Annotated in this window: 21 protein-coding genes; 5 read left to right on the top strand and 16 right to left on the bottom strand. The window is 71.5% G+C overall.

All coding sequences use genetic code 11. The features are described 5' to 3' along the window. Window positions 1–202 precede the first annotated feature (202 nt). Window positions 203–1,609 (top strand): uracil-xanthine permease family protein, encoded by a 1,407-nt coding sequence (locus tag OG574_RS36965; RefSeq protein ID WP_326776741.1) that lies wholly within the window; start codon window positions 203–205, stop codon window positions 1,607–1,609. Here OG574_RS36965 and OG574_RS36960 read toward each other — a convergent pair. Further along, a complete protein-coding gene (locus OG574_RS36960) occupies window positions 1,591–2,709 on the bottom strand; it encodes a glycoside hydrolase family 6 protein (protein WP_326778741.1) in 1,119 nt (372 codons plus the stop codon). The genes OG574_RS36965 and OG574_RS36960 overlap by 19 nt on opposite strands. Before the next feature lie 180 nt (window positions 2,710–2,889). Here OG574_RS36960 and OG574_RS36955 point away from each other — a divergent pair, with 180 nt between their 5' ends. Both OG574_RS36955 and OG574_RS36950 read left to right on the top strand, forming a co-directional pair. Continuing rightward, on the top strand, window positions 2,890–3,594 hold the full coding sequence (locus OG574_RS36955; protein ID WP_326776740.1) for a DUF5995 family protein: 705 nt from the start codon (window positions 2,890–2,892) through the stop codon (window positions 3,592–3,594). Between the two features lie 104 nt (window positions 3,595–3,698). After that, a complete protein-coding gene (locus OG574_RS36950; RefSeq protein WP_326776739.1) occupies window positions 3,699–4,628 on the top strand; it encodes an LLM class F420-dependent oxidoreductase in 930 nt (309 codons plus the stop codon). A gap of 40 nt (window positions 4,629–4,668) precedes the next feature. On the opposite strand, the gene OG574_RS36945 is transcribed toward OG574_RS36950, so the two are convergent. Both OG574_RS36945 and OG574_RS36940 read right to left on the bottom strand, forming a co-directional pair. After that, window positions 4,669–6,372 carry a flavin monoamine oxidase family protein gene (locus OG574_RS36945; RefSeq protein ID WP_326776738.1) on the bottom strand — a complete coding sequence of 568 codons (1,704 nt, stop codon included), beginning with the start codon at window positions 6,370–6,372 and terminating at the stop codon, window positions 4,669–4,671. Window positions 6,373–6,431: 59 nt separating this feature from the next. Continuing rightward, window positions 6,432–7,229 (bottom strand): carbon-nitrogen hydrolase family protein, encoded by a 798-nt coding sequence (locus OG574_RS36940; RefSeq protein WP_326776737.1) that lies wholly within the window; start codon window positions 7,227–7,229, stop codon window positions 6,432–6,434. Between the two features lie 306 nt (window positions 7,230–7,535). Here OG574_RS36940 and OG574_RS36935 point away from each other — a divergent pair, with 306 nt between their 5' ends. After that, complete coding sequence (locus tag OG574_RS36935) at window positions 7,536–8,087, top strand: hypothetical protein (protein WP_326776736.1); 552 nt, start codon at window positions 7,536–7,538, stop codon at window positions 8,085–8,087. Window positions 8,088–8,091: 4 nt separating this feature from the next. Here OG574_RS36935 and OG574_RS36930 read toward each other — a convergent pair whose 3' ends face one another. From OG574_RS36930 to fmt, 9 genes are all read right to left on the bottom strand, one after another. Next, window positions 8,092–8,544 (bottom strand): Lrp/AsnC family transcriptional regulator, encoded by a 453-nt coding sequence (locus OG574_RS36930; protein ID WP_100597439.1) that lies wholly within the window; start codon window positions 8,542–8,544, stop codon window positions 8,092–8,094. Between the two features lie 10 nt (window positions 8,545–8,554). Further along, window positions 8,555–10,027 carry an amino acid permease gene (locus OG574_RS36925; protein WP_100597438.1) on the bottom strand — a complete coding sequence of 491 codons (1,473 nt, stop codon included), beginning with the start codon at window positions 10,025–10,027 and terminating at the stop codon, window positions 8,555–8,557. A gap of 313 nt (window positions 10,028–10,340) precedes the next feature. Next, on the bottom strand, window positions 10,341–11,783 hold the full coding sequence (locus tag OG574_RS36920; RefSeq protein ID WP_326776735.1) for a GuaB1 family IMP dehydrogenase-related protein: 1,443 nt from the start codon (window positions 11,781–11,783) through the stop codon (window positions 10,341–10,343). 109 nt (window positions 11,784–11,892) lie between these two features. Further along, window positions 11,893–12,252, bottom strand: a complete 360-nt coding sequence (locus OG574_RS36915) for a barstar family protein (RefSeq protein WP_100597436.1) — start codon at window positions 12,250–12,252, stop codon at window positions 11,893–11,895. Further along, window positions 12,249–12,677, bottom strand: coding sequence for a ribonuclease domain-containing protein (locus OG574_RS36910; protein WP_326776734.1), 429 nt, complete (start codon window positions 12,675–12,677; stop codon window positions 12,249–12,251). Before OG574_RS36910 ends, OG574_RS36915 begins: the two co-directional genes overlap by 4 nt. 166 nt (window positions 12,678–12,843) lie before the next feature. Beyond that, entirely contained in the window at window positions 12,844–13,887 is a 1,044-nt protein-coding gene (locus tag OG574_RS36905) for a sugar-binding transcriptional regulator (protein WP_326776733.1), read from the bottom strand. 78 nt (window positions 13,888–13,965) lie between these two features. Beyond that, the gene (rpe, locus tag OG574_RS36900) at window positions 13,966–14,652 is read right to left on the bottom strand and encodes a ribulose-phosphate 3-epimerase (RefSeq protein WP_326776732.1); all 687 of its coding nucleotides are present in this window, start codon (window positions 14,650–14,652) and stop codon (window positions 13,966–13,968) included. Window positions 14,653–14,850: 198 nt separating this feature from the next. Further along, window positions 14,851–16,317 carry an RsmB/NOP family class I SAM-dependent RNA methyltransferase gene (locus OG574_RS36895; RefSeq protein WP_326776731.1) on the bottom strand — a complete coding sequence of 489 codons (1,467 nt, stop codon included), beginning with the start codon at window positions 16,315–16,317 and terminating at the stop codon, window positions 14,851–14,853. Window positions 16,318–16,351: 34 nt separating this feature from the next. Beyond that, window positions 16,352–17,296 carry a methionyl-tRNA formyltransferase gene (fmt, locus tag OG574_RS36890; RefSeq protein ID WP_100597431.1) on the bottom strand — a complete coding sequence of 315 codons (945 nt, stop codon included), beginning with the start codon at window positions 17,294–17,296 and terminating at the stop codon, window positions 16,352–16,354. Window positions 17,297–17,554: 258 nt separating this feature from the next. On the opposite strand from fmt, the gene OG574_RS36885 reads away from it, so the two are divergent. Continuing rightward, window positions 17,555–18,094: a hypothetical protein gene (locus OG574_RS36885; protein WP_100597430.1), complete on the top strand. Its 540-nt coding sequence runs from the start codon at window positions 17,555–17,557 to the stop codon at window positions 18,092–18,094. 147 nt (window positions 18,095–18,241) lie between these two features. Here OG574_RS36885 and OG574_RS36880 read toward each other — a convergent pair whose 3' ends face one another. The 4 genes from OG574_RS36880 to rpoZ form a co-directional block, all read right to left on the bottom strand. Further along, window positions 18,242–20,392 (bottom strand): primosomal protein N', encoded by a 2,151-nt coding sequence (locus OG574_RS36880; RefSeq protein WP_326776730.1) that lies wholly within the window; start codon window positions 20,390–20,392, stop codon window positions 18,242–18,244. 125 nt (window positions 20,393–20,517) lie between these two features. Next, window positions 20,518–21,726: a methionine adenosyltransferase gene (gene metK / locus OG574_RS36875; protein ID WP_326776729.1), complete on the bottom strand. Its 1,209-nt coding sequence runs from the start codon at window positions 21,724–21,726 to the stop codon at window positions 20,518–20,520. Between the two features lie 249 nt (window positions 21,727–21,975). Further along, complete coding sequence (gene coaBC / locus OG574_RS36870; RefSeq protein ID WP_326776728.1) at window positions 21,976–23,226, bottom strand: bifunctional phosphopantothenoylcysteine decarboxylase/phosphopantothenate--cysteine ligase CoaBC; 1,251 nt, start codon at window positions 23,224–23,226, stop codon at window positions 21,976–21,978. Window positions 23,227–23,357: 131 nt separating this feature from the next. Next, window positions 23,358–23,630 carry a DNA-directed RNA polymerase subunit omega gene (rpoZ, locus tag OG574_RS36865; RefSeq protein WP_005319902.1) on the bottom strand — a complete coding sequence of 91 codons (273 nt, stop codon included), beginning with the start codon at window positions 23,628–23,630 and terminating at the stop codon, window positions 23,358–23,360. Window positions 23,631–23,658: the final 28 nt, after the last annotated feature.

Below are 23,658 nucleotides of genomic sequence, written 5' to 3'. Positions count from 1 at the left end.
CAACTCCCATCACATATCTGAACGACGTTCATGGATTGAGCCGTGCGAGCGTAGAGCTCCGAGGTGGGCGTGACAATGCCCCTGACAGGGATTCATGGATGGGATCGAGGCCGTCGGCCGTGGCGCGAAAAGGGCCTTACGGCGCATTAACATGGCGGCGATCATTTCGAGCCACAAAAGCACCACAGAAAGCAGAACTCACATGGACCTCGGTGTGCGCTGGAAACTTCACGGCGACGGGCGCACCCCGGCTCCAGGCGCCGTCGTGCGCCCGGACGAGCGGCTGTCCTGGCCGCGCACGTTCGGGCTCGGCGCTCAGCACGTGGTCGCGATGTTCGGCGCCTCCTTCGTGGCGCCCGTCCTGATGGGTCTCGACCCGAACCTCGCGATCATGATGTCCGGCGTCTCGACCGTGATCTTCCTGCTCGCCACCCGCGGCCGGGTGCCCAGCTATCTCGGCTGCTCGCTCTCCTTCGTCGGCGTCGCCGCCGTGATCCGGGCGCAGGGCGGGTCCAGCGCCACGGTGACCGGAGCGGTGTTCGTGGTCGGCGCCGCGCTGTTCCTGGTGGGGCTCGCCGTGCAGAAGTTCGGCGCGCGGATCATCCACGCCACGATGCCTCCGATCGTCACCGGCGCGGTCGTCATGCTGATCGGCTTCAACCTCGCGCCGGTGACGGCATCGACGTACTGGCCGCAGGACCAGTGGACCGCGCTTCTGGTGATGCTGTTCACCGGTTTGGCCGTGGTCTGCCTGCGCGGTTTCTGGTCGCGCATCGCGATCTTCCTCGGGCTGCTCTTCGGCTACGGCATCTCCTGGGTCTTCGATCGCGTCTTCGGCAAGATCCACTCGGTCACCGGCGGCACCGAGGCCGTCGACCACTGGCGCCTCGACGTGTCCGCCGTCGGCAAGGCCGACTGGATCGGCCTGCCCTCCTTCCACGCCCCCTCGTTCCAGTGGTCGGCGATCCTCGTAGCGCTGCCCGTCGTGATCGCGCTGATCGCCGAGAACGCCGGACACGTCAAGGCCGTCGGCGAGATGACCGGCCACAACCTCGACGACAAGCTCGGCACGGCGATCTCCGCCGACGGCGTCGGCTCCATGCTCTCCACCGCGGTCGGCGGCCCGCCCAACACGACGTACTCCGAGAACATCGGCGTGATGGCCGCGACCCGCGTCTACTCGACCGCCGCGTACTGGGCCGCCGCCTGTTTCGCCCTGCTCTTCGGCGTGTGCCCGAAGTTCGGCGCGATCGTGGCCGCCATCCCGGGCGGCGTGCTCGGCGGCATCACCGTCATCCTCTACGGCATGATCGGCCTGCTCGGCGCCCAGATCTGGATCAACGCCAAGGTCGACCTGCGCAATCCGCTGAACCTCGTCCCGGCCGCCGCGGGCATCATCATCGGCATCGGCAACGTGTCCCTGAAGTTCACCGACAACTTCTCGCTGAGCGGCATCGCCCTCGGCACGATCGTCGTCATCACCGGCTACCACGCACTGCGGGCCATGGCCCCCGCGCACCTCAAGACGCAGGAGCCGCTGCTCGACGAGGGGACCTCGACGTACGACGAGCCGTCCTCGGACGACGGCGGTCAGTCCGCCAAGTCGTAGGCGTAGTCAGGGGCGAACGATCCCGGCTCGCCCTTGCAGCCGTCCGACTCCCCCGGCAGCTTCACCCACAAGTAGGCGTCGATCCCGCGCTCCCCGGTGCGCAGGGTCGGCGCCTGCCCCAGTTTGCGGCCCGAGGGGTCACACCACGCGCCGTTCGCCGGGGCGCCGTTGCCGTTGCGGCTGGTGTCGATCACGGCGCCCAGGGACGGCGGGCCGCCCATCGCCACCAGGACCCGGCGGGCGTAGGCCACTTCGGCGGACGTGCGGTTGAAATTGGAGACGTTCGTGAAAACGCCGTCCGACGAGTCGGGCGACGCGGCGCCCGCCGCACGCAGCCGGGCCGCCTGAGTACCGGCGGGGTTCCAGTCGGAGTGCCCGGCGTCGTAGTACACCCGGGCCCTGGGGTTCGCGGACTTGAAGGCGCGGCCCGCGCGGGCCAGCGCCGCGTAACGGTCGGCGAGCTGCCCGACGGAGAGGCACTCGGTCTGGGAGAGCGCGTCGGGTTCGAGGATCAGGACGACCTCGCCGGAGCCGAGGCCCGCCGCGAACTTCCGGGCCCAGCTGTCGTACGCGGCGATGTCCGGCGCCCCGCCCTCCGACGCGCCTCCGCAGTCGCGCTCGGGTATCGCGTACGGCACGAGCACCGGGACCCGGCCCTCGCGCGCCGCCGTGGACGTCACCGCGCGCACCCGGGACGTGACGGTGCCGGGCCGGAAGTCGGCGAACCAGACCGCGGCTGGCCGGTCGGCGATCCGGGACTCGATGAGGGCGCGCCGCGGGTCCGAGCGATGGGTCCTCACCCAGTCGAGCACTTGGGAGTCGGTGTGCCGGTACAGGCGTGTGGAGGCGGGCGCCGCGGACCGGCCGTCGGACGCCTTGGGAGTGGGCGTCGGCTTCTTCCTCGCGGTCCGCGAAGGGCCGGCCGACGGGCTGGGCGAGGCCGAGGCAGATGTCGCGCTCGGCACGGCCGGCAGCGGCAGCAGGTCGGGCGACCGCGTCGCGCGGGGCCGGGCCACGTCGCCGCCCTCGGACCCGTCGAGCGCCGACACCATCCCGGCGACCACCCCGACCGCGGCGACCACCGACGCGGCCGCCGCCATGGCGCCCCTGCGGGCGGCGCCCCTGCGCTCGGCGCGACGCTCGGCCAGTCGCTGCGCACGTAAGCCTGACACGCTGTTCTCCCCTTCCCCCCACGCACAGACCCCGGCCCGTTCCCCCGTTCTGGGGAAGCCCCCGGCCAGGCTGCGCGCGCGCCAGCCTAGGCTTGAGAACCTGCCCCCATGGCGCAGTTGGAACGGTTCGCGAAGTGCACGCCCGCCGCGCGCGGGGTCGACTCCGTGGTGGCCCGGATGCGTGAGCTGGCCGCGTCCTGGCCCGCCTGCGACGGTGTGGCCGTCTTCAACCGGGTCTATCTGTCCGTCACGGAAGAGGTCGACCGGCACATCGACGGCGGCCGGTTCGCCGACACCGAAGCCGCGGCCACGCTGGACGTTCGCTTCGCCGGGCGCTATCTGGCCGCCGTCGAAACCCGCTCCACGGACCACCGTCCGCCCGCCTGCTGGCGTCCGCTGCTCCAGTACCGGCGCCATCCCGGGGTACGCCCCCTGCAGTTCGCGCTCGCGGGCATCAATGCGCACATCGGCCACGATCTTGCGCTCGCCGTCGTGGACACCTGCCGTACGCTCGGCTGCGAACCGGCGGACGTGGAGGATGAGTTCGACCGCGTGGGCGATCTCCTCGTCTCGCTGGAGGAGCGCATCCGCGAAGATCTGATGCCGGGCCCCGATCTGCTCCAGATCGCCGATCCCCTCACCCATCTGCTCGGCTCCTGGACCCTGGAGCGCGCCAGGGACGGCGCCTGGGCCGCGGCCCGCGCCCTGTGGGTGCTGCGTGAATTCCCGGACGTCACCGAGGAGTTCGTCCGGCGCCTCGACACCTCGGTGGGCCTGGTGGGCCGCATGATGCTCACCCCCCTGCCGGACTGATTCGGCCACGCGCCCGCCTTCGCCACGGAACTCCCACGTGATCGCTGTACGTTGACGAGGAGTTACGCAAGCGATCCCTGATGCGAACGCGAAGGAGCACCGGCATGGCGACCCGACTCGGCCTCAGCCTCCCCCAGATGAAGCAGTACGACATCGGGCGCGACATCCCGGCGGTGGCACGCGCCGCCGAGGAGATCGGCTACGAGAGCCTGTGGGTCTTCGAGCGGATCCTCTTCCCCGAGCCCGCCCGCCAGGGCCTGTACGGGGTTCCGGGCCTCCCCTGGCCGGACCAGTACCGCTCGGTCGCCGACCCGCTGGTCTCGCTCACCCTGGCCGCCGCCGTCACCGAGCGGGCCAGGCTCGGCACGAGCGTGCTTGTCGGCCCTCTGCACGTGCCGTTCCAACTGGCGCGCGCCCTGGCCTCGTTGGACGCGGCGAGCGGTGGCCGCGTCGTCGCGGGCATCGGCACGGGGTGGTCCCACGACGAGTACGCGGCCGCTTCCGTGGCCCCGTTCGAGAAGCGAGGCCAGGTCCTGGACGAGCTGCTCGACGTGTTCGAGGCCGTGTGGGGCCCCGACCCGGTGAGTTACGAGGGTGAGCTCACGACGATCGCGCCGTCCGTGGTGGGGCCGAAGCCCGCCGGGCCGATCCCGGTGCTCCTGCCGGCGAACAGCCCGAAGGCCGCACGCCGGCTCGTGGACCGCGCGGACGGCTGGATGCCGGGGGCCGCGGGCGCCGAGCAGCTCGCCGAGCAGTGGCGGAATCTGCAGGAACTGGCCGAGGAGCGCGGCCGCAAGGAGCCCATCCAGAGCGTGCTGCGGGTGAACACGGTCTACACGCGGGACGAGTACAAGGGCGACGACCGCCGCCCGTTCCAGGGCAGCGTCGCGCAGATCGTCGAGGACCTGGCCGCGCACAACGCGGTGGGCCTCGAGGAGATCCTGATCGACCTCCAGGGCCTCGTCCGCGACGCCGACGAGCTGACGGATGTCGCGGCCGAGGTGTTCACGGCGGCACGCGCGGCCGGGGTCTGAGCGGTGCGGGCCCCGGCTCCTGCCGGGGCCCGCACGCCCGTCAGTCCTCCGGCAGCTCGACCGGAGCGATCTCGTCGTACACGTCGCCGGGGCCGGGGTTCGTGCCGTCCGTCGCGCCGCCGAGCTGGTGCATCACGCCCCAGACGGCGTTGAGCGCGGTCTGCACGGCGCCCTCGGCCCAGCCCGCCGTCCAGGAGATGTCGTCGCCCGCGAGGAAGATGCCCCGCTTGTCCTCGGGGAGGCGGTCCTGCATGAAGTGCGTGAACAGGCGGCGCTGGTAGCGGTAGTGACCCGGCAGGTTCGCCTTGAACGCGCCCATGAAGTAGGGCTCGTTCTCCCAGGACACGGTCACCGGGTTGCCGATGATGTGCTTCCTGATGTCGACCTTCGGATAGATCTCGCCGAGCGACTTGAGCATGACCTCCATGCGCTCGTTCGCCGACAGAGGCAGCCACTTCAGGCTGTCGTCGCACCACGTGTACGACAGGCAGATGGTGGCCGGCTTGTCCGGACCGTCGTCCAGCAGGTAGGTGCCGCGCGTCATGCGGTCGGTGAGCGTCATGGACATCGTGTCCCGCCCGGTCTCCTCGTCCTTGTCCAGCCAGAACGGCCGGTCGACCGGGACGAAGAGCTTCGAGCTCTCCATGTAGTGGGTGCGCTCGATCGCCGTCCAGTGGTCGATCGGGAAGAGCGAGTCGTCGCACGCGACCTTGGACAGCAGCATCCAGGACTGTGCGGTGAAGATCGCCGCCTGGTAGGTGCGGATGTCACCCGACGCGTCGGTGACCGTGATGCGGTTGCCCGCAGTGCGGTGCAGGCGGGTCACGGCCGGGCGCGGCTTCCGACTGTCGTGCAGCTCGGCGAGCGAGGTGCCGTACGCCCAGTGGACGATCTTCTCCGGCTCGCGCTCCCACAGGCGCAGCGGGAGCTGCTGGGAACCGCCGACGATGCCGCGGTGGTGGTCGTCGGCCTCGGTGTAGACGACGCGCAGGATCTCCAGGATGGAGTTCGGGAAGTCGGTGTCCCAACCACCGGTGCCGAAGCCGACCTGCCCGAAGATCTCCCGGTGCCGGAAGGACTTGAAGGACTCGGAGTCGCAGAGGAACCCGTAGAACGTCTGGTTGTCGAGCTTGTCGACGAGCTTCGACCAGATCTCGCGGATGCGCGGCACGTCGCGCTCCCGCATGGCCTGGTTCATGTCGGAGAAGTCGGCGCCCTCTTCGAGGCAGGCGTTCCACGCGTTCATGACGTCGCGGTAGACCTGCGGCAGGTCGTCGACGGTGTTCGCGTAGTGGGACTCGCCCTTGAGGTCGACGACGGTCGACGGGGTCTCGGGGGCGAGCGGGTTGGGGAAGGGCCGCGTCTCGAGGCCCACCAGGTCGATGTAGTGCTGGAGCGCGGTCGACGACGGCGGGAACCGCATCGCGCCCATCTCCGCGGTCAGCCCGGCGGCCTCGGAGGGGGTGCCCTCGAAGCCGACGGTGCGCAGCCGGCCGCCGATCTCGTCCGCCTCGTACACGACGGGCTTGAGACCCATCTTCATCAGCTCGTACGCCGCGACGATGCCGGAGAGGCCGCCGCCGATGACCGCGACCTCGGTGCCGTGCTCGGTCGCCGGTATCTGGCCGAGGCCCGCGGGGTGCGCGAGGAAGTCGTCGTACGCGTACGGGAAGTCCGGCCCGAACATCGTGATGGGGGGCTGCGCGTCGGTGTGCTGGACGGCGTTGGGCACCGTGGACGTCATGGGGTACGGACTCCTTGCGGGAACTGAGGTACTGAAGGTTCGGGGCGGCGGCTCGGGGCTCAGATCAGCGGCGTGTACAGGCCCGGGCGGCGGTCGCTGAGGTACGGGTTGGCGTCGCGGGACGCGGCCAGGAAGGCGGGGTCCACGTCGGCACAGATCAGCTCGTCGCCGCGGCCTGCGCGCGCCCGGGCGACACCGTCGGGGCCGGCGAGCGTGGAGAGCCCGACGAACTCGAACTCCCCCTCCTGGCCGACCCGGTTGACGTACGCGACGTACATCTGGTTCTCGAAGGCCCGCACGGGGACGACGGACTCGGCGACGAACTGGTACGGGTGCATCTGGGCCGTCGGTACGAGGAGCAGGTCGGTGCCGGCGAGGGCGTGCGCGCGCACGTTCTCCGGGAACTCGACGTCGTAACAGATCATGAGGCCGATGCGGACACCGTCGAGGTCGGCCTGGACGACGGCCTGGTCGCCGGGCGTGAACGAGTCGCGCTCGAAGCAGCCGAAGAGGTGGGTCTTGCGGTAGTTCGCGAGGCGGGTGCCGTCGGGGGCGATCAGCTGGGCCGAGTTGAACACCAGCTCCCCGTCGCGCTCCGGGTAGCCGTACGCCACGGCGACGCCGTGCCGGGCCGCGATCCCGGCGATGGCCTGCGCGGAGGGCCCGTCGGTGGGCTCGGCGAGGCGGGCCACGTCGTCGCCGATCGCGTACCCGGTCAGGAACATCTCGGGGGCCGCCAGGAGCCGGGCTCCGGTCGCGGCGGCGCGGCCGGCGGCGTCATCGAGCACCTTGAGGTTCTCGTCGACGGACCCGGGGCGGCCGGAGCTCTGGAGCAGGGCGGTGCGCAGCGGCGGCATGGGCGTCCTAGGGAGCGTGCGAAAAAAAGGGGGAGGGGGATCGGATAAGACGGTACGTTTCCGCGGACCGACGGGACAAGACGGGACTGTTGCGTCTTCTCGTACGATCCGTTGCGCCTCAGGGGCCGTCGACGGCGATTTGTTGCGCGTCCGGGTGAGCCTTTGGTCGCAGTCCGCACGGGGTGGTCTCCGCCGCGCGGCGGAGGCGGGAAGCCGACCGTGGCCCGACGTGCCGGGTGCCGCCTTCGCGGGATCGTGATCCCGCCCGGACGGACCGGGTGAGCACGGTGAACTCAGGGGGATCCCATGGCGCGCATTCACGTCCTGACGGCGACAGCGGCACTTCTGGTGGCGGCAGCGGCGGGCCCGGCGGCGGCGACCGCGGACGACGGGGTCGCACACCGGCCGCACGCGGAGCGGGAGGCCGCCGCGCTGACCGGCTCGGCCAAGCTGTACCGGCCGCTCGGCGACGACATCACCTTCACCTTCGACGCGCACCTGGCGGCGAAGGACAACATGGAGCCGGAGAAGGCGTACGGCACCTTCGCCTTCAGCCACTACCTGCACGGCAAGGGCGGCTGGGCCAAAGGCCGGGTCGACTGCCTGCTGACGGGCGGCAAGGTGGCCGTGATGACAGGCGTCGTCACCGACTCCGACACCCCCTTCAAGGGGAAGCGGGTCGGCATCACCGTCCAGGACGACGGCCGGCACGACCGGGTCGGATACAGCTGGGTGAGCCCCGACACGGAGAAGAACAAGGTGCCGCAGTGCCTGGGCTCGGCGCCCTTCGAGACGGTCAAGAAGGGCACCGGCGACTTCAAGGTGCTGCCGTGGCGCCCGGTGTATCCCACACAGTGAGGTGTTACGCGGGCGAGCCCGACGTGTAGCGCCGCATCAGCGGCGACAGGACGAGCACCGACTTGGTCCGTTCCACGAACGGCTCCCCCGCGATGCGTTCCAGTACCCGCTCGAAGTGCCGCATGTCCGAGGCGAAGACCTGGACGATCGCGTCCGCGTCACCGGTGACGGTGGACGCGGACGCGACCTCGGGGTACCGCTCGAGGCCGCGCTTGATGGCCTCGGGCGAGGTGTTGCGGCGGCAGTACATCTCGATGAACCCCTCGGTCTCCCAGCCGAGCGCGGCCGGGTCGACCCTCACCGTGAAACCCGTGATGGCTCCGGTGGCCCGCAACCGGTCCACGCGCCGCTTGACGGCGGGCGCGGACAGGCCGACGAGCTGGCCGATGTCGGCGTAGGAGCGGCGGGCGTCCTCGGCGAGGGCGTGCACGATGCGTTCGTCGAGATCGTTCAGCAAGGCAGGTGGTTCACTTCTCTTGGGCAGGCGCGGAGGCGAGTCGGGAGCGACGGGCCCCGTAAAGGAAGTAGAACACGAGGCCGACGGCCATCCACACGCCGAAGACCACCCAGGTGACGGTGGACAGACTGCCCATCATCCAGACGCAGAACCCGAAGCCGAGCGCCGGCAGGATCGGCGAGAGCGGCACGCGGAAGGTGCGCTTCATTTCGGGGCGTGTGCGGCGCAGGACCACGACCGCGATGTTGACCAGGGCGAACGCGAAGAGCGTGCCGATGCTGGTCGCGTCGGCGAGCTGGCCGAGCGGGATCGCGGCGGCGAGGACACCGCAGAAGAGCGAGACGATCACCGTGTTGGCGCGCGGTGCGCCGGTCTTCGGGTGGACCTTCGAGAACACCTTGGGCACGAGGCCGTCGCGGGACATCGCGAACAGGATGCGGGTCTGGCCGTAGAGCACGGTCAGCACGACGGACGCGATGGCGATGACGGCGCCGGCGGCGAGCAGCGTCGCCCAGAACGACTGCCCGGTGACGTCCTTCATGATCCCGGCCAGGGCGGCCTCGGAGTCGTTGAACTGCTTCCAGGGGCGCGCGCCGACGGCGACGGCGGCCACGAGGACGTACAGCGCGGTGACGATCACGAGGGAGAGCATGATGGCGCGCGGCAGATCGCGCTGCGGGTTCTTGGCCTCCTCGCCGGCCGTGGAGGCGGCGTCGAAGCCGATGTACGAGAAGAAGAGCGTCGCACCGGCCGCGCTCACTCCGGCCATGCCGAGCGGCATGAAGTGCTCGTAGTTGCCGGACTGGAAGCCCTTGATGCCGATGGCGCAGAACAGCAGCAGCGCCACGATCTTGACGGCGACCATGATCGTGTTGGCGCGGGCGGACTCACGGGCGCCGCCGAGCAGGAACGCCATCGCGAGGAGCACGACGATCAGCGCCGGCAGGTTGAAGATGCCGCCGTCGCCAGGGGGCGCGGACAGGGCGTCGGGGATCGTGACGCCGATCGTGCCGTCCAGGAGCTCGTTCAGGTACTCGCCCCAGCCGACGGCGACGGCCGCGACCGACACGCCGTACTCGAGGACCAGACACCAGCCGCAGATCCAGGCGATCAGCTCGCCCATCGTTGCGTACGCATACGAGTAGGAGGAGCCCGCGACCGGTATGGTCCCAGCCAGTTCGGCGTACGAGAGCGCCGAGAAGAGGGCCGTGAGACCGGCGATCACGAACGACAGGGTGACCGCTGGGCCCGCCTTCGGGACGGCCTCGCCGAGCACCACGAAGATGCCGGTGCCGAGCGTGGCGCCGATGCTGATCATGGTCAGCTGCCACATGCCGAGCGAGCGGCGCAGACTGCCGCCTTCACCCTGGCCACCCTCCGCGACCAGGGCTTCTACCGGCTTGCGCCGCATCAGCCTGGCGCCGAGGCCCGGGGTGGGGGTCTCGGTTGTTCGGGTGCGCGGTGGTGCGCCGTGGTCGAGCACGGGCTGGCTCCTTCATCGCTGCCGGTCAGGTGGGCGCGCACCGGGAACAACAAGCAACGGCAGCCCACACAGACCGGGGAACCGCCGAGCAGGCCGTCCCCGCCACGCCACGTACAGCGCTTGACTCTAAAGGGTTTCTCTTCCCAGCTGTAATGCAGCAACCTTGCGTATGCGCGCATGAACGTTGCGTGGTGCGCGCGGGTGTGGACGAACGTTGCGCAGTCCGTTTCGTCCGTTGCGTTCTTCTCCGGAAAAAGCGAAACCCCGCGCCCTCGAAATCGGGGGCGCGGGGCCGGGTCCTGCGGTGGAGCGACTAGCTCCAGCTGGCGTGCAGCGGCTTGCCCTCCGCGTAACCGGCGGCGGACTGGATGCCGACGACGGCCTTCTCCTCGAACTCCGCGAGGGAGTTGGCACCCGCGTAGGTGCAGGAGGAGCGCACGCCCGCGATGACCGAGTCGATCAGGTCCTCGACGCCCGGACGCTGCGGGTCGAGGAACATGCGCGAGGTGGAGATGCCCTCCTCGAACAGCGCCTTGCGGGCACGGTCGTACGCGGACTCGTCGGAGGTCCGGTTCCTGACGGCGCGAGCCGAGGCCATGCCGAAGGACTCCTTGTACGCGCGCCCCTGGGCGTCGTGCTGGAGGTCGCCCGGGGACTCGTACGTGCCCGCGAACCAGGAGCCGATCATGACGTTCGACGCGCCGGCGGCGAGCGCCATGGCGACGTCGCGCGGGTGACGGACGCCGCCGTCGGCCCACACGTGCTTGCCGTACTTCTTCGCCTCGGCGGCGCACTCCAGGACGGCGGAGAACTGCGGCCGGCCGACGCCGGTCATCATGCGCGTGGTGCACATGGCGCCGGGGCCCACGCCGACCTTGATGATGTCGGCGCCGGCCTCGATGAGGTCCTTGACGCCCTCGGCGGCGACGATGTTGCCCGCGACGATGGGCACCTGCGGGTCGAGGCCGCGGACGGCCTTGATCGCGGCGATCATCGACTCCTGGTGGCCGTGCGCGGTGTCGACCACGATGGTGTCCGCGCCGGCGTCGAGGAGCAGCTTGGCCTTGCCCGCGACGTCGCCGTTGATGCCGACGGCGGCGGCGATGCGGAGCTTGCCGTTCGCGTCGGTGGCCGGGGTGTAGAGCGTCGCGCGCAGGGCGCCCGTGCGGGTCAGGATGCCCGCGAGACGGCCGTCCGCGCCCACGGCGGGGGCGTAGCGGCGGTTGGCGTGGTCCAGCTTGTTGAACGCGTCGCGCGGGTCGATGTCCGCGTCGAGCAGGAGCAGGTCCTTGGACATGACCTCGGACAGCTGGGTGAACCGGTCGACGCCGGTCAGGTCGGCGTCCGTGACGACGCCGACGGGCCGCTGCTCCTCGTCCACGACGACACCGGCGTTGTGTGCGCGCTTGGGCAGCAGCGCGAGCGCGTCGGCGACGGTCTGGTGCGGGGCGAGGACGATGGGGGTGTCGAGGACCAGGTGGCGGGTCTTCACCCAGGAGATGACCTCGGTGACTACCTCGATCGGGATGTCCTGCGGGATGACGACAAGGCCCCCGCGGCGGGCGACGGTCTCGGCCATGCGGCGCCCGGCGATCGCGGTCATGTTGGCGACGACCAGCGGAATCGTGGTGCCGGTGCCGTCGGGGGACGCGAGGTCGACCGCCTGACGGGAACCCACGGCGCTGCGGCTCGGCACCATGAAGACGTCGTCGTAGGTCAGGTCGTACGCAGGCTGGATGTCGTTGAGGAAACGCACGTGCTGCTCATCCCAGTCGATCAGAGGTGGCCCCCGGACAGGTCAGCCCGTGGGGGAAAAGCACGTACTTCAGTGTCCCATGCCGCCGCTACCACATGCCCACGGACGATTACACAGGCGGTCGGGAGGGGGCGTGGTCGGATCCTCCAAGGGTCAGGGCGATCACGAGCCTCGGATTCCGGCCACGCCTGCGGTCGACCGCGTCCGTGAACACATCGAGCGCGGTCTCCCAGTCCTCGGGCCTGGCACTGGCGTAGGCCCGCCAGCCCACGACGGACAGGAGCAGCGCCTGGTCGCTGCCGTCGGGCCAGAAGGAGACATCGGTCAGGACGTCGAACAGCGCGTCCCAGTTGCGGCCGAACCAGTCCGGCAGCTCCAGGTCGCGCACGCACCTGTCCATGAACCCGGCCTTGTCCTTGACGCCCTCGAGGTCGAGGACACGGATCCTGTCGGGAGGACCTCCGGTCATCTCAGCACCGCCTTGAACGACTCGTAGTGGTCATCGGTGTAGTACGTCTCGTGGCTCTGCCCCGTGACGAAGCGCCGGGCGCCGCGGTCCCGCTCGCCGGGTGTGGGGACGGTGTACTCGTGGTAGTAGCCGCGGCTCTGCCGGGGCAGCTCCCGCTCGAAGTTCCCGAAGACGGCGCCATCCTTGGTGTACGGGAACGGCCCGCCCTTGTCGATGAGGCCGAGGGTCGTACGGGCCTCTGCGGGGAGCCGGGATTCGGGGACCGTGGCCATGCCGTGGGCCCAGGCGGGCGTGGAGCGGCCGGGGGCGGCCCGGGTGTCCTGTGCGGAGCACCCGGTGGCCGGCAGGGCGAGGGCGGCGAGCAGCGCCCCCAGGAGGAGAGCGGGGAGGCGGTCAGGGAGGCGGGTGAGAAGCCGCGGCAGCATGCCGCCGATGCTGCCACAGCCGCCTCCGGTGAGCGCGGTACACGACGTGAGCAGCGCGCGACGGGACTGGGGCCCTGCGGTCTTTCGTTCGGATCAGGCTGAATCTGAGAGCTTGAGGGCGTGCGTGCCAGACCCCGCGAGCCCAGCATCATCCAAACGGGAGGCCCTAGACGCCGTCCGGGTCGGCCCGGTTCAGCGCCGGCTTGGGCGTGGGACCCGCCGTGAGGAGGAAGTCCGCGGCGGCCGTGTCCGTGACCAGGCTGGTGACGAGCCCCGACCTCAGCACCGCGTCGATCGCGGCAGCCTTGCGCTGGCCGCCCGCGATGGCGACGACCTCCGGTATGCGCCGCAGACGGTCCGCCTCGACCGTGATGCACCGCTCGCCCAGGTCACGGCCGACGCGGCGGCCCTCGGCGTCGAAGAGGTGCGCGGACATCTCGGCGGCGACGCCGAGCGAGGCGTAGTGGGCCCGCTCCTCGTCGCTGAGCATGTCGTGGACGGTGGAGATGCCCGGCTCCCAGGAGCCGATGGAGACGCAGGCGACCGTGACCTTGTCGAAGTACTCGAAGGCGCGGGCGATGCCCGTCTGGCTGCGCAGCGCGGCCGCGGTGGCCGGGTCGGGCAGCAGCATCGGGGCGTAGATCGGGTGGGCCTCGCCGCCGGAGACCTGGGCGGCGCGCCGCACGGCCTCGACGGAGCCACGCTCGGCGGTCCCGGCGTCGTACACGCCCGTGAGCTGCACGACCGTGCAGGGCGGCAGCCGGTCGAGCGCGGCCGCCATGTGGATGGTCGACCGGCCCCACGCAAGGCCGAGCACGTCGCCCTCGGAGACCAGCTCGCCCAGGAGGTCGGCCGCCACCTCGCCGAGGTTCTCGGGGTCGGGCGACTCCTCGGCCTCGGCCGGGGACTCGACCACCACGGCGTGCCGCAGGCCGTAGCGGGCGCGCAGCGCGTCGGAGCGCTCCGCGTCGAGCTCGGCCGGTACGCGGATCTCGATGCGTACGAGATCACGTTCGAGCGCGGTCTCCAGGACCCTGGCCACCTTGAAGCGGCTCACGCCGAACTCCTCGGCGATCTGGATCTTGGATTTGCCCTCGAGATAGAAGCGGCGGGCCATGGCCGCCGCCTGCACCAGCTCCGCGGGTCCCATCCGCATCGCTGAGCGACCCGGCGACAGTGCCGACACGGCGATCTCCTCACTGCTGTTCACAACCTGGACTCGCCGTTCATCCTTGCAGATGTGGCGGGCTTGATCTGCCCTGATGGGCGGCGTTCACGTTCCCGTGGCTCAGTGGCCGCATGCCCAGGCCGCGGCGGCCGACACCGTCTCGGCCTGCGTGCGCAATGCACGTACCGCCTGGGCGGGGTCGGCGGCGCCGTAGACGGCGGAGCCGGCGACGAAGACGTCGGCTCCCGCCTCCGCACAGCGCTCGATGGTGGAGGCCGAGACGCCGCCGTCGACCTGAAGCCAGAGTTCGAGGCCGTGCTTGCTGATCAGCTCCCGGGTGCGGCGGATCTTCGGCAGCATGAGGTCCAGGAAGGCCTGCCCCCCGAAGCCCGGCTCGACGGTCATGATCAGCAGCATGTCCAGCTCGGGGAGCAGGTCCTCGTACGGCTCGATGGGGGTCGCCGGCTTGAGCGCCATGGAGGCGCGCGCGCCCTTGGCGCGGATCTCGCGGGCCAGCCGGATGGGGGCGGCCGCGGCCTCCGCGTGGAAGGTGACGGAGCCGGCGCCGGCCTCGACGTACTGCGGGGCCCAGCGGTCGGCGTCCCCGATCATCAGATGGCAGTCCAGCGGGATGTCCGTGGCCCGCGCCAGGGACTCCACGACCGGCACCCCGAGGGTCAGGTTCGGGACGAAGTGGTTGTCCATGACGTCGACATGGAGCCAGTCGGCGCCCTCGACGGCCTTTGCCTCCTCGGCAAGGCGGGCGAAGTCCGCGGACAGGATGCTGGGGTTGATCTGCACGGCCATGACCCAAGACTGCCATGCCCGGCGCCGGTTGCTCCCCCCGGTCCAGACCTGTCTCGCTTCCCGGATGCCGTGCCAGGGCCCCCGTGCCACGGTGAGCGACCCGGATCGGCGAGACCGAAAAGGCCGCCGGCCCCGGCACCTGGAGGCGCGCGGGACCGGCGGTCAGCCGTGTGTCCGTGTCAGGCGGCGGGGTCCGGATCAGGCGGTGCGCCGGATCAGGGCCAGATACATCGCGTCCGTGCCGTGCAGATGCGGCCAGAGCTGGATGTCGGGGCCGTCCCCGAGCGCCGGTACGCCGGGCAGCAGCGGGCGCGCGTCGATGAGTTCGGCGCCGGGGTGGTGCTTCATGACGTCGTCCACGACCGCGCGGGTCTCGGCGAGGTGCGGCGAGCAGGTCGCGTAGCCGACGACGCCGCCCACCCGTACGGAGTCGAGGGCGGTGGTCAGGAGCGAGCGCTGGAGCGGCGCGAAACCCTCCAGGTCCTCGGGCCGCCGCCGCCAGCGCGCCTCGGGCCGGCGGCGCAGCGCGCCGAGACCGGTGCACGGCACATCCATGAGGACGCGGTCGAAGGTACCGGGCCCCCACGGCGGACGGGTCCCGTCGGCCGCGATGACCTGGTACGGGCCGGGGTTGCCCGCGAGCGCGTTCGCCACGAGGCGGGCGCGGTGGGGCTGCTTCTCGGCGGCGAGCAGGGCGGCGCCGCGCTCGGAGGCGAGGCCAGCGAGCATGGCCGCCTTGCCGCCGGGTCCTGCGCAGCCGTCGAGCCACTTCTCGTCGCGGCCCTCCAGGGGCGCGTTCGCGAGGGCGATCGCCACGAGCTGGCTGCCCTCGTCCTGGACACCGGCTCGGCCGGTCCGCACGGGGTCGAGCGAGCCGGGCTCACCGCCTTCGGTGAGCCGCACGGCGTACGGCGACCAGCGCCCCGGCAGCGCCGACTCCTCGCCGACCTCGTCCAGGACGACGTCCGCGGTCGTCCGGCCCGGCCGCGCCACGAGCGTGACCTCGGGCCGCTCGTTGTCGGCCTCCAGCAGGTCCTCGATGCCCGCGCGGCCCCCGCCGAGGGAGTCCCACAGCGCCGACACGATCCATCGCGGATGCGAATGCACCACGGCGAGGTGGTCCTCGGCGTCCTCGTCGTACGGGGGCGCGACCTTCTCCACCCAGCCGTCGAGGTCGTCCTGCGCGACCTTGCGGAGCACGGCGTTCACGAACTTGGCGCGCCCGTCACCGAGCACGACCCGCGCCAGCTCCACGGAGGCCGACACGGCGGCGTGTGTGGGGATCCGGGTGCCGAGCAGCTGGTGGACGCCCATGTTCAGCACGTCGAGAACGGGCGGGTCCACCTCCCGCAGCGGCCGGTCGATACAGGCGGCGACGATCGCGTCGTACGTGCCCTGCCGGCGCAGCGTCCCGTAGACCAGCTCCGTGGCGAGCGCGGCGTCACGGGCGTCGAACTTTTCGGGCCCCTCCTTCTCTCGGGCCTTGCGCAGCAGCGGCGGGAGCACGAGGTTCGCATACGCATCGCGCTCGTCCACGGCCCGCAGCGCCTCGAAGGCGAGGTAGCGGACCGGGTCCTTCTGAGGGCGGCGGTACGGCTTTCCCTGCTTCCCGGAGGTGCCGGGCTTACCCGACTTCTGGGGTCGCCGGCCGGGCTGGTCGTTCAAAGGTGCTCCGCTGCTGGTATCGGCTCGAACCCATTCAGCCTACGTCGGTCCCGCCCAGCCGCTCGCCCGGGGCGATCCGCACCCCGCGCGCCCAGTCGGCCGCGGCCATCGGCTTCTTGCCCTGGGCCTGCACCCACAGCAGCTCCACCGCGTAAGACCCGGTCCCCACGTACAGGTTCTTCTTGCCGACGGCGAGCTCGCCGGGCGCGAGATCGGTGCGGGCCGGGACGGGGACGGCCTGGATGAGCTTGAGGCGCTCGTCGCGGAACACGGTCCAGGCGCCGGGCGCGGGCGTGCAGCCGCGGACGACGCGGTCGACCCGCAGGGCGGGCGCCGCCCAGTCCACGTGCGCGTTCTCGACGGTGATCTTCGGGGCGACCGTGATGCCGTCGACTGGCTGCGCCACAGCCTTCAGGGAACCGTCCTCGATGCCGTCCATGGTCGCGGAGAGCAGTCCGGCGCCGGCGAAGGCCAGCCGGGTGAGCAGGTCGCCGCTCGTGTCGGTGGGCCGCACCATCTCCGTCACCGTCCCGTAGACGGGCCCGGAGTCGAGCCCCTCCTCGATCAGGAACGTGGACGCTCCGGTGATCTCGTCACCGGCCATGATCGCGTGCTGTACGGGGGCGGCGCCGCGCCAGGCGGGCAGCAGCGAGAAGTGCAGGTTGACCCAGCCGCGGGCGGGAACGTCGAGGGCGACCTTCGGCAGCAGCGCGCCGTAGGCGACGACCGGGCAGCAGTCGGGCGCGATCTCGCGCAGCCGGGCCAGGAATGCCTCGTCGCGCGGCTTCGCCGGCTTCAGGACCTCGATCCCCGCCTCCTCCGCACGCTCGGCGACCGGACTGGCGACGAGCCTGCGGCCGCGGCCCGCGGGAGCGTCCGGCCGGGTGACGACCGCGGCGACCTCGTGCCGGTCGGAGGCGATCAGGGCGTCCAGAGCGGGAACGGCGACCTCGGGGGTGCCTGCGAAGACGAGCTTCATAGGTGTCTTTCGGCCTCTCGGGGCAGGGACTTGACGGGCAGCACACCAGTCTATGGCCGTTCCACGGGCCCGTTCCTCCGGTATTCGGGGCCGCCTCCCCCTGGGGGCGTACGCAGGGACGCGCGCCCTGCGCATATGCGCATACGCCCCTCCAGCGTGACCCCTCACCAACTGGCGCGTTGGTCAAGGAAGAGTTGACCAACCAAGGGCCACAGATGCGGCCCGATCCGTTTCAACGCCGGTTCGAGAGGCTTGTTCATGGCCGACCACGCAACCCACGACGCCCAGGCACGGGCCAGCCTGCACCTCCTGGTACGGGACATCGAGCGGGTCCGCCGGCAGGTGGACGCGCTGCGCACCCTCAGCGCCCAGCTCGGCAACGTCTACCGTCCGCGCCGCTCCGGCCCCTCCGCGGGCTTCGTCGTCTACGGGCGCGCTCCCGCCCCGACCGTCCGCCTGGCCCAGGAACTGCGCGACAGCGTCGAGACCCTGGTGACCGCCGCCGTCGACTTCGACCGCTCGCTGGGCTTCTCGTGGGACGCCGTGGGCTCCGCGCTCGGGGTGACGAAGCAGGCGGTGCACCGCCGGTACGGGGCCCGCAGGGCCGCGGCGCAGGCGGCGGCCGAGGCCGAGCGCGCCACGGAGACGGCGGGGACACGGCCCCCCGTCCCCATCGGCACGGCGACGATCCCGTCCGTGCCCGCCGCCCGCTCCATGCCCACGCAGCCGACCGCGGGCAGCCCGGTGCTCCGCGAGGACCCCCGCCCAACGGCCTTCCCCGGCCCGCGCAACGGCTGACCTCACCTGCTGTCTGCCTCCCTTCACATCGTCAAGTACGGGGAGGCAGAGGTGCGTTGGGGCGTACTGAATTGTTCGGGGCAGCACCCGGAGAGGCCGATTGCCACCGGCGGCCCCGGGTGCGCCACCCGCGCCACGTCCACCACCTCAGCCGATGTCCGGCGGATCCACCCGCACCCGTACCGGCTCCGTGCCGCCCCTGGCCATCCGGGCCGCCTGAGCATGCTTCAGCGCCGAGGCGAGTGCCGCGCCGCTGCCGGGCGGGACCCTGACCAGGACGCGCTCCCAATGCTCCCCCGGCGGCGGCGCACCGGGACGGCGTGACGGTCCCGGCGCCGCGTCCGGCACCGGGACAGGGCCCAACACCTCGGCGTCACCCGGCAGTTCCACCGCCGCCAGGAACCCGGCGAGCGCCTCGGGCGCACCCGACACCGCCGCCATCCGCGACACCGGAGGAAAGCCGAGCTCGGCCCGCTCGGAGAGCTCCCGCACGGCGTGCCCCACCGGGTCCCACCGCACCAGCGCCTGCACGGGACGCAGCGTCGGCTCGGCCACGATCACCACCGTGCCGCCCGTCCCCTGCGGTCTGACCAGCGAGGCCGCCGCGATCCAGCGCCGCAGCGCGTCCTCCCCCGCCCGCAGGTCGGGGCGGCCCAGCATCGCCCAGCCGTCGAGCAACAGCGCGGCCGCGTACCCGCCTTCGGCCACCGGCTCCGCGCCCGGCGTACTCACCACGAGGGCCGGCGCCCCCGGCACCGTATCGAGAACCTGCTCCCGCCCGGACGTGCGCACCGGCACCGCCGGAAACGCCCGCCCCAGCTCCTCCGCCGTCCTGCGCGCCCCCACGACCTGCGCCCGCAGCCGGAACCCCCCGCACTCCTGACACTGCCAGGCGCTCTCCTCCTGCCCGCACCAGCCGCACTTGAGGGCGGCGGTCCCCTCGCTCGCCTCCAGGGGCCCGGCGCAGTGGCGGCAGCGCGCGGGCTCGCGGCACCGCTCGCACGCGAGCCGCGGCACGTATCCGCGCCGCGGCACCTGCACCAGCACCGGCCCGCTCTTCAGCCCTTCCCGCACCACCTGCCACGCGAGCGTCGGCAGTCGCGCGGCCCGCGCCGCCTCGTCGCGCGCGAGGTCCCCGTCCCCCACGGTCCGTACGAGGGGTGCGGCGCCCCGTACTTGCTCACGACCAGCGATGAGGGGCGCGGCCCAACCGCTCTCGACGAGCTGCGCGGCCTCGACCGTGCAGCTCCAACTCCCGAGCAGGAAGGCACACTTGTCGTGCGCCGCTCGCAAGAGCAGCACATCGCGCGCGTGCGGCTGCGGGGCATGCGGCTCCGCATGGCTGGAGTCCCCGTCGTCCCAAATGACCACGAGCCCCAGGTCCCGCACGGGGGCGAACATCGCGGCCCGCGTCCCCACGACCGCCTGCACCGCCCCGCGCCGCACCCCGAGCCACTCGCGATACCGCTTCTCGGGACCCGCGTCGGCGGTCAGCACGGCATGCCGTCCCTCGCCAAGTACGGTGCTCAGCGCGGCGTCGACCCGCGCGACGGCCCGCCCGTCGGGCACCACGACCAGGGCCCCGCGCCCGGAGGAGAGGGTCGCGGCGACGGCGCGCGCCACTTCGTCGGCCCACTCGGGTCCTGGCAGCGCGTTCCACACGGCCCGGGGCGCGCCACCGGACGCGAGAGCGTCCAGGAAGCCCGGCCCGCGCTCGTACCGCCGCCAGCTCCCCGCGTCCGGCGCCGACGGGGGCGGGAGCGGCTCGGGCGACGGCTTCTTCTCGGCGCGCGCGTTCCGCGGCGGGACGGCCAGCTGGAGCACGTCGGCGAGGCTTCCCGCGTACCGGTCGGCGACGGCGCGGGCGAGGCCGAGCAGCTCCTCCCCGAGCACGGGCTCGGGCGACACGACCTGCGCGAGTGCGGCCAGCGGCCCCTGGTACTCGGACTCGGCGACCCGCGCGACGACGAACCCGTCGATCAGCCCGCCCCCCTCGCGGCGCCCGTCCCGCACGGAGTGCTTCCCGGCGCCGAACCGCACCCGCACCCGCACGCCCGGCTGCGCGTCGGCGTCGAGCTCCTCGGGCACCGCGTAGTCGAAGTACCGGTCGAGATGCAGCACGCCCTTGTCGACGAGCACCCGGGCCACGGGCAGCTCCTTGGCGAGCGCGGCCCCCCGCCACGTACGCGGCTTGGCCCGCGGCACCTTGGCCTGCCGCACACTCTCCCGAATCAGCGCAAGCTGCTCGGGCGGCGCACCCTCACCACCGCCGTCGCCCTGCCCGTTCTCGCTGCTCACAGCCAAATTCCTACCAGACCGCACTGACACCGGCCGCCGCGACGGGGGCGAGGACGCGCGACGGCCCCGGACCGAACCGGTCCGGGGCCGTTCACGTACAGGCGTCGTCCGCCGCGGGGTCCCGCTTAGAGGCCCGCGGCCTTGCGCAGCGCGTCCACGCGGTCCGTGCGCTCCCACGTGAAGTCGGGAAGCTCGCGGCCGAAGTGGCCGTACGCGGCGGTCTGCGCGTAGATCGGGCGCAGCAGGTCGAGGTCGCGGATGATCGCGGCGGGGCGGAGGTCGAAGACCTCGGTGATCGCCTGCTCGATCCTGTCCGTGTCCACCGTCGCCGTGCCGAAGGTCTCGACGAACAGGCCGACGGGCTCGGCCTTGCCGATCGCGTACGCGACCTGGACCTCGCAGCGCGAGGCGAGTCCGGCCGCGACGACGTTCTTGGCGACCCAGCGCATCGCGTACGCGGCGGAGCGGTCGACCTTCGACGGGTCCTTGCCGGAGAAGGCGCCGCCGCCGTGGCGGGCCATTCCGCCGTACGTGTCAATGATGATCTTGCGGCCGGTGAGGCCGGCGTCGCCCATCGGGCCGCCGATCTCGAAGCGGCCGGTCGGGTTCACCAGAAGGCGGTAGCCCTCGGTGTCCAGCTTGATGCCGTCCTCGATGAGCTGGCTCAGGACGTGCTCCACGACGAACTCGCGGATGTCGGGGGCGAGCAGCGACTCGAGGTCGATGTCCGACGCGTGCTGGGAGGAGACCACGACCGTGTCGAGGCGGACCGCCTTGTCGCCGTCGTACTCGATGGTGACCTGGGTCTTGCCGTCGGGGCGCAGGTACGGGATCGTCCCGTTCTTGCGAACCTCGGACAGGCGCCGCGAGAGGCGGTGCGCGAGGTGGATCGGGAGCGGCATCAGCTCGGGCGTCTCGTCGCACGCGTAGCCGAACATCAGGCCCTGGTCGCCCGCGCCCTGCTTGTCGAGCTCGTCCTCGTCACCCTCGACACGCGACTCGTACGCCGTGTCGACGCCCTGGGCGATGTCGGGGGACTGCGAGCCGATGGACACCGACACGCCGCAGGAGGCGCCGTCGAAGCCCTTCTTCGAGGAGTCGTAGCCGATCTCGAGGATCTTGTCGCGCACGAGCTGCGCGATCGGCGCGTACGCCTTGGTCGTGACCTCACCGGCGACGTGCACGAGGCCCGTGGTGATGAGCGTCTCCACGGCGACCCGGGAGGTCGGGTCCTCCCGCAGAAGCGCGTCAAGAATGGTGTCGCTGATCTGGTCAGCGATCTTGTCGGGGTGACCCTCGGTCACGGACTCCGAGGTGAACAGGCGACGGGACACAACGCTCCCTGTGGTTGCAGCGGCTGCTGGCTGATCATTTGCGGACGGCCGGGGGCTGCGCCCGGCGTCGTCCGTGACCAGTTTATCGGTCACTCTCGGCCGTCGGACCACGCGTCTCGCCACTTGGGAGCGCTGTGACCAGCGGCACTGCATTCTGCGGTACGACGATCGCTCTTAGGAAGAGGCGAACGTGTCCGAATTGTAAGCGCTTCGTGCGGTTCGGGACCTCCGCTGGAGCGAAAGCGGCATTCACTCGCCGTCGTAGATCCGCTCCACGGCCCGCTCGTCGCCGATGGGCAGCAGCCGGGCGACCGCGTCCCAGATCGTGTCGGAGAGCACTTCCTTCGGACCGTGCGGGACCGGGGTCTCGCTGCCGTCCGCGCCGAGCAGAACGGCCTCGTTCTCCTCGGAGCCGAAGGTCTTGCGCTCCCCCACCTCGTTGACCACGAGCAGGTCACAGCCCTTGCGGGCCAGTTTCTTGCGGCCGTTGGCGAGGACGTCGTCCGTCTCCGCGGCGAAGCCGACGACGATCTGCCCGGGGCGCGGCCGGTCCGCCGAGAGCTCGGCGAGGATGTCCGGGTTACGGACCAGGACGATGGGCTCCGGCTCCTGCCCGTCCTTCTTCTTGATCTTCCCTGTGGCGTACGTCTCGGGGCGGAAGTCGGCCACGGCTGCCGCCATGACCACCACGTCCGCCTCCGGCGCCGCCTCGAGGACGGCCTCGCGCAGCTCTACTGCCGTCCCTATGTGGACGACGTCGACGCCGGCCGGGTCGGGCAGCGTCGCGTTCGCCGCGAGGAGGGTGACGCGGGCGCCGCGGGCGACCGCCGTGCGGGCGAGGGCGTAGCCCTGCTTGCCCGAGGAGCGGTTGCCGAGGAAGCGGACCGGGTCGAGGGGCTCGCGGGTGCCGCCTGCACTGATGACGACGTGCCGTCCGGCGAGGTCCTGGGTGGTCGCCAGATCGCCGCGCGCGAGGACCCGACGGGCGAATTCGAAGATCTCCACCGGGTCGGGGAAGCGGCCCTTGCCGGTGTCGACGCCGGTGAGGCGGCCGACAGCGGGCTCGATGACGAGGGCGCCGCGGCGGCGGAGCGTGGCCACGTTCTCCCGCGTCGCCGGATGCTCCCACATCTCCGTATGCATGGCGGGGGCGAAGACGACCGGACAGCGGGCGGTCAGGAGTGTGTTCGTGAGGAGGTCGTCGGCGAGGCCGTGCGCGGCCTTGGCGAGCATGTCGGCGGTCGCGGGCGCGACGATCACCAGGTCGGCGTGCTGGCCGATGCGCACGTGCGGGACCTCGTGGACGGACTCCCAGACCTCGGTCGAGACGGGGTTGCCGGACAGCGCCGACCAGGTCGCCTCCCCCACGAAGTGCAGGGCGGACTCCGTCGGCACGACGCGTACGTCGTGCCCGGACTCGGTCAGCCGGCGCAGGAGCTCGCACGCCTTGTAGGCGGCGATTCCGCCGCTGACCCCCAGAACGACCTTGGGCTTGTCCACCGTCCGTGCCTCCCCGCACTCGGATTCCCGTACTCGGGAACGTACGACTCCCTCGGACCCGTACGACTCCATGACACACCACAGGCCCGACAGTCGCGCTGCCGGGCCTGTGGCCAAGAAAAACTGATTGCTTACTGAGCCGGACCCTCGATGGCCTCGGACGTCAGCAGCCCCGCGTTGATCTCGCGGAGCGCGATCGAGAGCGGCTTCTCGTGGACGTGGGTGTCCACCAGCGGGCCGACGTACTCGAGCAGGCCCTCACCGAGCTGCGAGTAGTACGCGTTGATCTGACGCGCGCGCTTGGCGGCGTAGATCACGAGGCTGTACTTCGAGTCGGTCGCCTCGAGCAGCTCATCAATCGGCGGGTTGATGATGCCCTCGGGCGCGGTAATGGAAGAGGACACTCTCTGCCTTCCGATGGGATTGAAGATC

Source organism: Streptomyces sp. NBC_01445, assembly GCF_035918235.1.
Taxonomy (GTDB): Bacteria; Actinomycetota; Actinomycetes; order Streptomycetales; family Streptomycetaceae; genus Streptomyces.
Note: the sequence above shows the minus strand (reverse complement) of the source record. Positions and strands in the feature narration are given on the sequence as shown.

Bases quoted from the DNA above. Each gene is read 5' to 3' on its own strand.
- OG574_RS36950 (WP_326776739.1), top strand. From the start codon at position 3,699: ATGGCGACCCGACTCGGCCTCAGCCTCCCCCAGATGAAGCAGTACGAC.
- OG574_RS36965 (WP_326776741.1), top strand. From the start codon at position 203: ATGGACCTCGGTGTGCGCTGGAAACTTCACGGCGACGGGCGCACCCCG.
- OG574_RS36960 (WP_326778741.1), bottom strand. From the start codon at position 2,709: ATGGCGGCGGCCGCGTCGGTGGTCGCCGCGGTCGGGGTGGTCGCCGGG.
- OG574_RS36945 (WP_326776738.1), bottom strand. From the start codon at position 6,372: ATGACGTCCACGGTGCCCAACGCCGTCCAGCACACCGACGCGCAGCCC.
- OG574_RS36935 (WP_326776736.1), top strand. From the start codon at position 7,536: ATGGCGCGCATTCACGTCCTGACGGCGACAGCGGCACTTCTGGTGGCG.
- rpe (WP_326776732.1), bottom strand. From the start codon at position 14,652: ATGGCCGTGCAGATCAACCCCAGCATCCTGTCCGCGGACTTCGCCCGC.
- OG574_RS36955 (WP_326776740.1), top strand. From the start codon at position 2,890: ATGGCGCAGTTGGAACGGTTCGCGAAGTGCACGCCCGCCGCGCGCGGG.
- OG574_RS36885 (WP_100597430.1), top strand. From the start codon at position 17,555: ATGGCCGACCACGCAACCCACGACGCCCAGGCACGGGCCAGCCTGCAC.
- OG574_RS36940 (WP_326776737.1), bottom strand. From the start codon at position 7,229: ATGCCGCCGCTGCGCACCGCCCTGCTCCAGAGCTCCGGCCGCCCCGGG.
- OG574_RS36915 (WP_100597436.1), bottom strand. From the start codon at position 12,252: ATGACCGGAGGTCCTCCCGACAGGATCCGTGTCCTCGACCTCGAGGGC.
- fmt (WP_100597431.1), bottom strand. From the start codon at position 17,296: ATGAAGCTCGTCTTCGCAGGCACCCCCGAGGTCGCCGTTCCCGCTCTG.
- OG574_RS36910 (WP_326776734.1), bottom strand. From the start codon at position 12,677: ATGCTGCCGCGGCTTCTCACCCGCCTCCCTGACCGCCTCCCCGCTCTC.